The sequence below is a fragment of the Lacinutrix himadriensis genome (assembly GCF_001418105.1).
Classification (GTDB): Bacteria; Bacteroidota; Bacteroidia; order Flavobacteriales; family Flavobacteriaceae; genus Oceanihabitans; species Oceanihabitans himadriense.
In genome coordinates, this window is the sequence record NZ_LIQI01000028.1 from 1 (window position 1) to 12,014 (window position 12,014).

At 34.1% G+C, this 12,014-nt stretch carries 15 protein-coding genes; 11 read left to right on the forward strand and 4 right to left on the reverse strand.

Annotated elements, in window-relative coordinates:
- Together AMD28_RS15535 and AMD28_RS15540 are read left to right on the forward strand one after the other, a co-directional pair.
- Positions 1–1,088 (forward strand): collagen-like protein (locus tag AMD28_RS15535; RefSeq protein ID WP_152975633.1); only part of this gene is annotated, 1,088 nt, incomplete at its 5' end.
- Positions 1,081–2,229 (forward strand): T9SS type B sorting domain-containing protein, encoded by a 1,149-nt coding sequence (locus AMD28_RS15540; RefSeq protein ID WP_055445069.1) that lies wholly within the window; start codon positions 1,081–1,083, stop codon positions 2,227–2,229. The genes AMD28_RS15535 and AMD28_RS15540, both read left to right, overlap by 8 nt.
- Here the strand turns inward: AMD28_RS15540 and AMD28_RS15545 are convergent.
- Positions 2,219–2,650, reverse strand: a complete 432-nt coding sequence (locus AMD28_RS15545; protein WP_055445070.1) for a GNAT family N-acetyltransferase — start codon at positions 2,648–2,650, stop codon at positions 2,219–2,221. The genes AMD28_RS15540 and AMD28_RS15545 overlap by 11 nt on opposite strands.
- Positions 2,651–2,713: 63 nt before the next feature.
- Here AMD28_RS15545 and AMD28_RS15550 point away from each other — a divergent pair, with 63 nt between their 5' ends.
- Both AMD28_RS15550 and AMD28_RS15555 read left to right on the forward strand, forming a co-directional pair.
- Positions 2,714–3,442, forward strand: coding sequence for a M15 family metallopeptidase (locus AMD28_RS15550; RefSeq protein WP_055445071.1), 729 nt, complete (start codon positions 2,714–2,716; stop codon positions 3,440–3,442).
- A gap of 30 nt (positions 3,443–3,472) precedes the next feature.
- On the forward strand, positions 3,473–4,246 hold the full coding sequence (locus tag AMD28_RS15555; RefSeq protein WP_055445072.1) for a M48 family metalloprotease: 774 nt from the start codon (positions 3,473–3,475) through the stop codon (positions 4,244–4,246).
- Positions 4,247–4,303: 57 nt separating this feature from the next.
- On the opposite strand, the gene AMD28_RS15560 is transcribed toward AMD28_RS15555, so the two are convergent.
- The gene (locus AMD28_RS15560; RefSeq protein WP_055445073.1) at positions 4,304–4,693 is read right to left on the reverse strand and encodes an ankyrin repeat domain-containing protein; all 390 of its coding nucleotides are present in this window, start codon (positions 4,691–4,693) and stop codon (positions 4,304–4,306) included.
- A 257-nt stretch (positions 4,694–4,950) separates the two neighbouring features.
- Here AMD28_RS15560 and gpmI point away from each other — a divergent pair, with 257 nt between their 5' ends.
- Genes gpmI through AMD28_RS15575 form a run of 3 tightly spaced genes read left to right on the forward strand, consistent with a single transcriptional unit; the run spans position 4,951 to position 7,461 of the window.
- A complete protein-coding gene (gpmI, locus tag AMD28_RS15565) occupies positions 4,951–6,468 on the forward strand; it encodes a 2,3-bisphosphoglycerate-independent phosphoglycerate mutase (protein ID WP_055445074.1) in 1,518 nt (505 codons plus the stop codon).
- Positions 6,469–6,473: 5 nt separating this feature from the next.
- Positions 6,474–7,013 (forward strand): thioredoxin family protein, encoded by a 540-nt coding sequence (locus tag AMD28_RS15570; protein ID WP_055445075.1) that lies wholly within the window; start codon positions 6,474–6,476, stop codon positions 7,011–7,013.
- Between the two features lie 28 nt (positions 7,014–7,041).
- Complete coding sequence (locus AMD28_RS15575; protein ID WP_055445076.1) at positions 7,042–7,461, forward strand: BT0820 family HAD-type phosphatase; 420 nt, start codon at positions 7,042–7,044, stop codon at positions 7,459–7,461.
- Here AMD28_RS15575 and AMD28_RS15580 read toward each other — a convergent pair.
- Positions 7,458–8,729 (reverse strand): acetyl-CoA hydrolase/transferase family protein, encoded by a 1,272-nt coding sequence (locus AMD28_RS15580; protein WP_055445077.1) that lies wholly within the window; start codon positions 8,727–8,729, stop codon positions 7,458–7,460. The two genes, AMD28_RS15575 and AMD28_RS15580, sit on opposite strands and share 4 nt — an antisense overlap.
- 126 nt (positions 8,730–8,855) lie before the next feature.
- Here AMD28_RS15580 and map point away from each other — a divergent pair, with 126 nt between their 5' ends.
- The 4 genes from map (at position 8,856) to AMD28_RS15600 (ending at position 11,182) form a co-directional block, all read left to right on the forward strand.
- Positions 8,856–9,674 (forward strand): type I methionyl aminopeptidase, encoded by an 819-nt coding sequence (gene map / locus AMD28_RS15585; RefSeq protein ID WP_055445078.1) that lies wholly within the window; start codon positions 8,856–8,858, stop codon positions 9,672–9,674.
- Between the two features lie 3 nt (positions 9,675–9,677).
- Complete coding sequence (locus AMD28_RS15590) at positions 9,678–9,875, forward strand: GldL-related protein (protein ID WP_055445079.1); 198 nt, start codon at positions 9,678–9,680, stop codon at positions 9,873–9,875.
- A gap of 6 nt (positions 9,876–9,881) precedes the next feature.
- The gene (locus tag AMD28_RS15595) at positions 9,882–10,646 is read left to right on the forward strand and encodes a class I SAM-dependent methyltransferase (RefSeq protein ID WP_055445080.1); all 765 of its coding nucleotides are present in this window, start codon (positions 9,882–9,884) and stop codon (positions 10,644–10,646) included.
- Between the two features lie 167 nt (positions 10,647–10,813).
- Positions 10,814–11,182: a DUF423 domain-containing protein gene (locus AMD28_RS15600; protein WP_055445081.1), complete on the forward strand. Its 369-nt coding sequence runs from the start codon at positions 10,814–10,816 to the stop codon at positions 11,180–11,182.
- 156 nt (positions 11,183–11,338) lie between these two features.
- Here the strand turns inward: AMD28_RS15600 and AMD28_RS15605 are convergent, their stop codons facing one another.
- Entirely contained in the window at positions 11,339–11,986 is a 648-nt protein-coding gene (locus tag AMD28_RS15605) for a T9SS type A sorting domain-containing protein (RefSeq protein ID WP_055445082.1), read from the reverse strand.
- Between the last annotated feature and the right edge of the window lie 28 nt (positions 11,987–12,014).

The window sequence follows — 12,014 nt, forward strand, 5'->3', positions numbered from 1 at the left end:
GTACTGTAACCTACACAAATGAAAGTAACGTTTCTACTACCGTTGGAATTATTGGACCGCAAGGACCTGCTGGTGTAGACGGAATAGATGGTGTTGATGGAGCAACGGGACCTGCTGGTGCAGACGGAATAAATGGTGTTGACGGCGCAACTGGACCTGCTGGTACAGACGGAATAGATGGTGTTGACGGAGCAACTGGACCTGCTGGTGCAGACGGAATAAATGGTGTTGACGGCGCAACTGGTCCTGCTGGTGCAGACGGAATAAATGGTATTGATGGAGCAACTGGTCCTGCTGGTGCAGACGGAATAAATGGTGTTGATGGAGCAACTGGTCCTGCTGGTGCAGACGGAATAAATGGTGTTGATGGAGCAACGGGACCTGCTGGTGCAGACGGAATAAATGGTGTTGACGGCGCAACTGGACCTGCTGGTACAGACGGAATAAATGGTGTTGACGGCGCAACTGGTCCTGCTGGTGCAGACGGAATAAATGGTATTGATGGAGCAACTGGTCCTGCTGGTGCAGACGGAATAAATGGTATTGATGGAGCAACTGGACCTGCTGGTGCAGACGGAATAGATGGTGTTGATGGCGCAACGGGACCTGCTGGTGCAGACGGAATAAATGGTGTTGACGGCGCAACGGGACCCGTAGGTCCTTCCGGAACTTATATCGGTCATTTTATAATTACAGGAACAGGAAGTCAAACAATTACAGGACTTCCCTTTGAACCTTCACAGATAACATTTCAGGCCTATCCTAATATTGAAAGTGAAAATATAAATGCCGACAATGGTGTTAATAATAACGATAACGGATTTAATAATTCTTTTGGAGGAATGACAGGTTATGCAAGAGGGACGACTCAGCAAGTAATTTATGTTGGTGGTAGTGGATCATCCATTAATGATATTTCTCGTTACGCTTCAAGCACACATTGCATAGGTATTAGATACTCCAATAATAACGGAGATAATTTAGGTTTAACATCTGCAAGTTTCACCTCTTTTAATGCAACCGGTTTCACAATAAACGTAGATAACAAAACAGAGAATATACTCGTAATATACACAGCTTATGAATAAGACACTCCGTATTTTAATAATAGTTACTGTTCTCTTTTCACAAAGTGGAAAATCGCAAACAGCATTTCATAATTTTGGAAATGTACAAATCCATGACCAAGGTCAGATAGGCTTCCATATGGACCTAGAAAACGATGGAACGTTTAATGAAAATTTGGGTTTAGCTGGTTTTTATAATGAAGACAATCCGCTAACGATATCTGGAACAGAAATCCCTAGGTTTTATGATATGGATGTCGCTGTAGATAATAATTTATTCCTAGAAATAAGCACCGAAGTTTCCAACGGACTAAACTATATTATTGGAGATGTAATAACTCCGAGAAATAATCCGAACATATCTCTCGATTATTTAAGCAATGCATTTTTTGTTTTCGAAGACGATTTAAGACTAACCGATGGCTACGCTTCCTTCACCGGAAATGACACTTTCCGTTTCCCTATTGGAGACGATAATAAATTAAGACCTTTGCAAACTCCTTTACAATCTGGAAACCCTAAGTTTTCCGCAGCCTATTTTAATGAAGATCCTAACTTTCCTTCTACCTTTGCCACTTCGTTTGACACGAATAATTCAGAAGGCATCATCAACACCATTAATTTGGAAGAATTCTGGGATTTTAATGGTACCGAAGAAACACAAGTAACATTAACCTGGAATTCAGATAGTGATATTGATGTTTTAGTAGATGATTTACTAAACCTTCGCGTTGTAGGATGGAGTATTTCCGAAAATCAATGGAAAGATTTGGGGAACGTAGATTTTACAGGAAACGTAAATACAGGAACCGTTACTTCGACTTCTTTTGTACCAAACGACTATGAAATTATAACCTTTGGATCTTTAATTGGAAGTGATGGCATTATCGTTTATAATGGAATTAGTCCGAATGGAGATGGTAAAAATGATGTATTTATAATTGAAGGGGTCGAGTTATTTCGAAACACTTTAAAAATATTTAACCGTTGGGGAAGAACCGTTTATGATGTTGAAAATTATAAAAACGATTGGAATGGCATTACAAACAAAAAAGTATTAGTTGGTAACAGCAAAAAACTTCCTGTTGGTACTTATTTTTATGTATTAAACTTACCAGAAGAAAACAAAGAATACGCAGGCTGGTTATATATTAATTATTAAGCTTTTTTACAAAATGATAACCCGGTTTTTTAAAATCTTGATTCTCATAAAATCGATGGGAAGCAGGGTTTTCTATATATGCATTTAGTTCTATAGCTTCTACATTTTTACTTTTTACATAATCCGTAATCCATTGCATAAACTGTTTTCCTAAACCATGATTTCTATACGTATCATCTATATATACATGATCTAATTCCACACTTTTTCCAGAATAATGTCTAGTACAAAACCACATACCAGAAATACCAATCAGTTTTTCGCAATCATAAATACCAGCGCATTCATAATTTTGAGTTACTATTTCTTGAAAACGTTTTTCTAGAATTTCTATAGAAACTTTTCCTTCATTTAACTTAATAACCAAAGGAAGGATTGTTGAAATATTTTCTTTTTCAATTATTTTAAACGAAAAATGCATACCTTAATTTTTCTTGTAAATTTAATTAATTTTGGCTCGTAATTTGCATAACCTTATCTGAATTTGAAAAGAAGAAACTTCATAAAGCAAACCACATTAACCGGAATAGCTCTAGCTACAGTTCCTAGTTTTGCATGTACTCCAAATATAATTTCTTCGGAAGAGCTTATAGGTAAAGGAAAACCTATTCTTTTTGGTGAAGATTACAAACTAAGAGAAGCAGCGCATTTTGCTTTTCAAGAAATGAAAACAGAAGCTTTAAAAGAAGGCATACATATTCAAATAGTTTCCAGCTATAGAAATTTTGAACATCAAAAAAGCATTTGGGAACGTAAATACAAACGCTATAGAAGTCAAGGTTTTTCCGAAGAAAAAAGTATTCAAAAAATAATTCAATATTCCACCATCCCAGGAACTTCAAGACATCATTGGGGAACAGACATGGATATTATTGACGCCAATGTACATGCTCCAAAATATGTGCTTCGTGAACAAAATTTTCACAGAGATGGTTCCTATATTCACTTAAAAAAATGGATGGATAAACACGCCAATTCGTTTGGCTTTCATCTAGTATATACTATAGATATCAACCGAAAAGGTTTTAAATACGAACCTTGGCATTATAGCTACAAACCATTATCACAAAATTATTTAAAAAATTATAAAAATTTAGACCTACAAGAGGTGCTTCAAAATGAAAAATTATTAGGAAGCGCATATTTCTCAGATGCATTTATACGCACGTATCGAAATGAAAATATTTTAGATATTAACCCAGAACTTTTGTAACTTTAAATCATTACAACCAACACAAACAACATGAGATCAAGCAATCTAAAAGTAAGACTTTTTATAGGTGTATGTATCGCTGCATATTTTGGCTTTAAATATTTTACTTCGCAAGAGGTAAATCCGTATACAGGAAAAAAACAAGCCATTTCTATGACGGTAGATGAAGAAATACAAATGGGCTTACAAAGTAGAGATCAAATGGCAGCGCAACATGGTGGTTTATACCCAAACGAAAGCTACCAAGCTCTGGTGGATAATGTTGGCAACAAATTAATAAGCAACAGCATCGCTAAAGAAACACCGTATAAATATGAGTTTCATTTATTAGCAGATCCGCAAACCATAAATGCTTTTGCATTACCTGGCGGACAAGTTTTTATTACTTACGCGCTATTTTCTCAGTTAGAAAACGAAGACCAATTGGCTGGAGTTTTGGGTCATGAAATTGGTCATGTTCTCGGTAAGCATAGTGCAGAACGTATTGCTAATAGCGAGCTTTGGCAAGGACTTTCTACTGCAGGATCTGTTGGTGGTGATATTGGCGGATTAATTGGAGGTGTTGGTCAGAACTTAATTTTAAAAAATGGTCGTGGCGACGAATTAGAAAGTGATGATCTTGGCGTACGTTTTATGTTAAGAGCTGGTTATGACCCGGAAGAAATGATTGATGTCATGGAAATTTTAAAAGCTGCTGCAGGACCAAATCGCGTTCCAGAATTTCAAAGCTCACATCCAGACCCAGACAATCGAATAGAAAAAATTAGAGAATCTATAGAAAAGTATAGAAGTCAATTTCAATAAAAAAAAGCCTTGAAAATTATCTCAAGGCTTTTTTATGTTGAAAAACTAAAAAGGAAATTATTTTTTATCCAATGCGTTTTCAAGTACTGCCATAGCTTCTGTAGCCTTAGATATTTTGGCATATTTTTTAGCGGTATAACCGTCTTTAGACTTGGAATTTAATGTAGCTCCATGCGTTATTAAAAGCTTTAATATTTTAGCTCTATTAAATTTTGCTGCATACATGGCCGGACTTAATCCGTTCCATTTCTCATTTACATTTGCCCCTAAATCTAATAGCTTTTTTACCATTGTAAAATCGCCTTTAATTATAGATAAATGAAATGGACTAGCTTCCATAACCGTTTCTACATGTAATTGATTTTCGGTTTCTAATGAAGGGTTTGCTTGTAAAGTTCCAATAGTGAAACTTAATGCGATTGCTGATAAGATGATTGTTTTTTTCATGATGAATGATTTTAATTGATTATTAATACTGATTTTGATTATAATATAAAGACGATAAGAATTACAAACTGTTACACTATAACCTTAAAATAACATTTATTTAACATTCTGAAATCAAACACGTTACGCAAAAATTACAATTACCCTCCTATTGAATCACAAATAAACCTGGAACATTTTTTTAGCAAGCTTCCGTTTATTTAAGATGCTATTTCTGTTATAATAAATTATATTTGAATACTAAACACTGTCGCAACATGAACAAAAAAGTAATTCTTATGATTTTAGATGGTTGGGGAAAATCTCCTGACCCAAAAGTTTCAGCAATAGATAACGCAAATATTCCTTTTATAAATTCGCTTTATACAAAATATCCAAATGCTACTTTACGCACAGATGGTTTACATGTTGGTTTACCAGAAGGGCAAATGGGAAATTCGGAAGTTGGACATATGAATCTTGGTGCCGGACGTATAGTATATCAAGATTTGGTAAGAATAAATTTAGCAGTAAAAAACAAAACATTAGCACAAGAAAAAGTACTTGTAGATGCTTTTAATTATGCAAAACAAAACAATAAGGCAGTACATTTTTTAGGCTTACTTAGTGATGGCGGTGTACATTCTCATATTAGCCATTTATTAGGTTTGGTGGATGCTGTTGAAGACGCTGGAGTTGAAAAATCTTTTATTCATGCGTTTACAGATGGTCGAGATGTGGACCCAAAATCTGGCTATGGTTTTGTGACAGAATTAGAAGATTATATTGAAAACAAAAACACCAAAATAGCTTCGGTTACCGGAAGGTATTATGCAATGGATAGAGACAAACGCTGGGAACGTGTTAAGCTAGCTTATGATGCTATGGTAAATGGCGAAGGCGAACATTCTACTAATATTTTAAAATCGATTAAAGCGAATTACGACAATGATATTACAGACGAATTTATTAAACCTATAATCGCTGTAGACGCAAATAATCAACCAATTGCAAAAATTGAAGAAGGCGATGTCATTGTATTTTTTAATTTTAGAACAGACCGAGGAAGACAATTAACAGAAGCTTTATCGCAAAAAGACTTTCATGAACAGAACATGCATAAATTAAACTTGCATTATGTAACCATGACCAATTATGATGATTCTTTTACAGGAATGCATGTGATTTATGATAAAGATAATTTAACAGAAACACTTGGTGAAGTTTTAGAAAAGCATCACAAAAAACAAATACGTATTGCCGAAACAGAGAAATATCCGCATGTTACTTTTTTCTTTTCTGGAGGAAGAGAGGAACCTTTTGAAGGAGAAAGCAGAATACTAAAAAACTCTCCTAAAGTTGCTACTTACGATTTAAAACCAGAGATGAGTGCTTTTGAACTAACAGAAGCTCTTTTACCAGAACTTAAAAAAGGTGAAGTAGATTTTGTATGCTTAAACTTTGCTAATGGAGATATGGTTGGACATACAGGAGTTATGGCAGCTGCTATTAAAGCTTGCGAAGCTGTAGACAACTGTGTAAAAGAAGTGATAACTACTGCTCTAGAAAATGATTACACAACCATTCTTATTGCAGATCATGGAAATTGTGAAACCATGATAAATCCGGATGGATCACCAAATACCGCACATACCACGAATCCGGTTCCAATTATTTTAATAGATAAAGATTTAAAACATATTAAAGATGGTATTTTAGGAGACATTGCTCCTACTATTTTAAAACTTATTGGAGTAGAACAACCTAAAGTAATGACCCAACATTCTTTAATATAATAATTATGAGAAATTTATATTTTATTTTTATAGCCTTAATTTGTTTTGCGTGTAAAGAACAGCCAATAAATGTAACTGTTCCGGATGAAGAGGAAGAGACAATTATGTTATTAGGACCAGCAAATGAAGAAGGTTTGCTACAAGAACCTTTTAATAGTTGGTACAGCACAACCTATACCGATTATAAAGTAAATGATTCTTTAGTAGCGCTTATAAAACCAGAACTAAAAGATGTTTCCATAAAACTATTTATGGGAACTTGGTGTGAAGACAGCCAAAGAGAAACTCCTGGAATATATAAAATTTTAGACGCTGTTCATTTTAATTTGGAAAACCTTCAATTAGTTGCTGTAGATAGAGACAAGGTAACCCCTCAAAAATTAGAAGAAAACTTTAACATCACGAATGTTCCAACCTTGATTTTTTTCAAAGACGGTAAAGAAATGAATAGAATAGTAGAATACCCTATAGAAAATTTAGAACAAGATATTTTGCATATTTTAAGGAATGAACCTTACAAAAATGCTTATTTTGAAGAAGAATAATTTATATATTTGCAGCTAATGAATTTCTATGAATTTAAACGACAAACTTATTCTTGCCATTGATTTTGATGGAACCATTGTAGATGATGCATATCCAAAAGTTGGGAAACCAAAACTTTTTGCTATTGAAACACTTAAAAAACTACAAGCAGATGGCCATCGTTTAATATTATGGACTTACAGATGTGGGAAACCATTAGACGAAGCTGTTGCTTTTTGTAAAAGTAAAGGCATTGAGTTTTATGCGGTAAATAAAAGTTTTCCCGAAGAGCAATTTGATGCATCTAAGAGCAGAAAAATACATGCCGATTTATTTATAGACGATAGAAATATTGGTGGATTTTTAGGTTGGGGAGAAGTGTATCAACACCTTTCAAATCCGAAATACAATCAAAAAACACCACCCAAAAAGAAAGGGTTCTTTTCCTTTTTAAGAAAAAACCACTAGTCATTTATCAAATCAAAATACTGTTTATCTATAGTTTCTCTATGGTCTGGATGCGCAATATTAACTAGTGCTTTTACACGCTCTTTAATTGTTTTTCCATATAAATTTGCAATACCATATTCAGTTACCACATAGTGTACATGAGATCTAGTAGTTATTACTCCAGCACCTGGTTTCAAGGAAGGAACAATTTTGCTTACACCAGATTTAGTCGTCGCAGGTAATGCAATAATAGCTTTTCCTCCTTCACTTAAAGAAGCACCTCTTATAAAATCTACTTGTCCGCCAACTCCAGAATACATGTGTGCTCCAATAGAATCTGCACAAACTTGTCCGGTAACATCTACTTCAATAGCAGAATTAATAGCCACCATTTTTGGGTTTTGTTTAATAATAGAGACATCATTGGTGTAATTGGATGCTCGCATTTCTACAAAAGGATTATCATCTACATAATCGTACAAACGTTTAGATCCAACTAAAAAAGTAGACAATGCACGACCTCGATTTATACCTTTATAGTTTCCGTTAATAACATCTTTTAATATTAAATCAATCACTCCATCCGAAAACATTTCCGTATGCAACCCTAAATCTTTATGATTTGTTAATCTAGTTAAAACGGCATTAGGTATACTACCAATCCCCATTTGCAAAGTGCTTCGGTCTTCAATTAATCCTGCAACATAATCCCCTATCTGACTTTCAATAGCCGTTGGCGCTACAATATCATGTGTTGGCAAATCAACATTAGACTCTACAAATAAATCAATTTCAGAAACATGAATAATTCCGGCACCATGTGTTCTAGGCATATTTCTATTTACTTGTGCAATAACATGTTTGGCATTATCTATTGCCGCTAATGTAGCTTCTACAGAAACCCCTAAAGAGCAATAACCGTGTTTATCTGGAACAGACACATGAATTAGTGCCACATCTATATCAATAATATTACGCTTAAAAAGTAATGGTAATTCGCTTAAAAAAACTGGCGTATAGGAACCATTTCCGGCTTTTAAAGTATGCCTCACATTTTTTCCTATAAAAAAAGAATTTACATGAAAACTCTCCCGTAATTCTGGGTTTGCATACGGAGCTTCGCCTTCTGTATGTAAATGGCAAACCTCCACGTTTCGAAGTTCTTCATGACGTGCCGTCATGGCTTGTATAAGTGATTGTGGAGCTGCTGCTGCTGCTTGTATATAAACTCTACTATTAGACTTAATTACTTTTACTGCTTCTTCTGCACTAACGGACCTATACATATACCTAATTATTTATGTCGCAAAAATAGGAAACAAAAAAAGTATAAAAACTGTCGAATATCATGTTTCAATAAAAAAGTATGCCTTGTTATTTTTAGTATATTTGCACAACATTTATATTACATTATGATCATAGTAAAAACAAGAGAAGAAATAGAGTTAATGCGTGAAGCAGCATTAGTAGTATCTAAAACCTTAGGTGAAATCGCTAAAGCAGTAAAACCTGGAGTAACCACTTTAGAATTAGATAAAATTGCAGAAGCATGCATTAGAGACCAAGGTGCAATACCTGGTTTTTTAGGATTGTACGATTTCCCTAACACACTTTGTATGAGTCCGAACTCACAAGTCGTTCATGGTATACCTAATAATACACCTTTAGAGGAAGGCGATATTATATCTATAGATTGTGGTTCTATAAAAAACGGTTATTATGGTGATCACGCCTACACTTTTGCTGTTGGTGAGATTGACCCAGAAACCGAAAAACTTTTACAAGTCACTAAAGAATCTCTTTACGTTGGAATAAAAGAATTAAAAGTAGGTAATCGTGTTGGTGATGTTGGTTATGCTATTCAAAAATACTGTGAAGATCATGGTTATGGTGTAGTAAGAGAACTTGTTGGTCATGGTTTAGGAACCAAAATGCACGAAGACCCAGAAATGCCAAACTACGGTAAACGTGGTCGTGGCAAAAAATTCATTGAAGGTATGGTTGTAGCTATTGAGCCTATGATTAACCTTGGTACAAAAAGCATCAAACAACACAGAGATGGCTGGACAATTACTACACTAGACAATAAGCCTTCTGCTCATTTTGAGCATGACGTTGCTATAGTAGATGGTAAACCTGAACTTCTTTCAACCTTTGCGTATATATATGAAGCTTTAGGAATTGTGAGTGATGAGGAAGATGCGTTTAGACAGAAAGCTTTGGTGCTATAAATTATGAAAATAAAACACCTATTAGCATTTATTATTTTTGGGTTTATCTTTACCATTATCGGGACTTTGTTTAAAATTCAACATTGGCCTTACGCTGGTGAAATATATACCATTGGGACTTTACTAAAAGTGATTTTCGGAATTCTATTAATTTACAAAATACTAACGACAGATAAGTTTAAAGAATTTTTAAATTGGTAATTTAAGTTGAAAAAACTCTTCGAAATAATTTTAAATATTATCCCAAGACCTTTACTAATAAGGCTTAGTTATGTTGCACGTCCTATTTTGGCATTCTTTTTAAAAGGAAACACTTTCACAGACCCTATTGATGGTAAAAGTTTTAAAAGCTTTTTATCTTATGGCTATGAAACACAACGTGAGAATGTACTTTCTCCTTCTACTTTAAGTTTAGAGCGTCATCGGTTATTGTGGTTGTATTTAAAAAATGAAACTAGTTTCTTTACTGCCGAAAAAAGCGTACTTCACTTTGCTCCAGAGCAATGTTTTCTAGATCGCTTTAGAGCGTTGAAAAACCTGAATTACACCACTACAGATTTACTGTCTCCAATTGCCGATGTGAAAGCAGATATTTGCAACCTTCCGTTTGAAGACAATAGTTATGATATCATTTTATGCAATCATGTTTTAGAACATATTCCAGATGATACCAAAGCAATGCAAGAATTATTTCGTGTGATGAAACCTGGAGGCTACGGAGTTTTTCAAATACCGCAAGATTTAAGTAGACATACTACTTTTGAAGACAATTCTATTACAGATAAAAAAGAACGCGCAAAAATATTCGGACAATATGATCATGTTCGTGTTTACGGTTACGATTATTTCAATAAACTTAGAGAGATTGGTTTTATGGTTAATGAAGTGGATTATACCGCAACGCTTTCCGAAGGGAAAATCACTAAATTTTGTTTAGCTAAAGGAGAAATTATTCCTGTGGTTTATAAATAACCATACTTAAATGCTAAAAAAACGCTATCAAAAAGACCTTTTTTAAAGTTATATCTTAATATATAATTATCTTTGAGATTCCTGCCTACGCAGGAATTTACTGCTTAGCTAAAGGAGAAATTATCCCTGTGGTTTATAAATAAAACATTTTACTAAAATTCATTTTAATGACTCAGCAAATTATTCTAGCAACTGCTGCCTCTTTTGGTATGCTCTCTGTAATTTTTGGTGCTTTTGGCGCGCATGCTTTGAAGAAAATTTTATCTACAGATCAATTACAAAGTTTTGAAGTTGGCGTGAAATACCAAATGTATCATGCCATAGTATTGCTTGTTTTAGGTCTAAAACCTAATTATGCAACCTCAGCAATTTACTGGTGTTTTACTATAGGAATTATATTATTTTCTTTTAGTATTTACGGATTGATATTATCGGATGCTAAAGGCAAAAAACTTCGGTTTTTAGGACCTGTGACTCCGATTGGTGGTTTGCTTTTAGTGATAGGTTGGTTATTGGTGCTAATTAATGCTTTTTAAATGATTCGAATCAAAAATATTCCTAATAGTAAATAGAGTAACACAAGAAACAATTCTAATCTATTTTGCTTAACGTACTTCATATATATTTGGTTTAAATGGAAAAAAGCTGAGCTAAATAGTTTAGCCCAACTTTCATCACGATTAATAGCTTCTTTAAATTTTTATAAATCGTTTTGTATTTCTGTTTCCATTTACATCTTCTATTTGTAATACATACATTCCAGAAGTTAGTTTAGAAACTGGTATACTTTTCACAGTACTTTCTAAAACTTTTTGTCCTTGTATATTATATATTTCTGCTTGAATTAAGTCTGCTTTCATTTTAATGTTTAACAAACAAGTAGTTGGATTAGGATAAATTATAAAATCCTTTTTAGTTTCAAAATCTTCCACATCTAGAGTTGAGCCATACTCATAAACTCCCATATCTACCGTGGTATTAAATATTCTTGCATTTCCTAATAAGTCGGTTGTTGTCCCTACAGGAATTTTAGAATTATCTCCTGCATCTATTGCTGGAGAACCTGATTGCAATGTGAAATCGGTTGCGCTTGTAAACATTGGGTTTGCACTACTTGTGTTTGTTAAAGAGGTTAAGTTTGAAAAATTATCTTCACCTATTGAGTTGTTTACAAGCGTTAAATTTGGTGATAACGTATGACCATTATTAACAGATGCTGTTGTAGCACTTCCAGCGCCTTCGTTACCATAAAAAATACTATTATTAATGGTAGCATTATGTGTAGCACTACCATCAACTCTTCTTCCTAAGGCTAAAGCTCCTTTTTGTGAGGCTGACACAGCTCCAATATCTGTATTATTTGCAAAG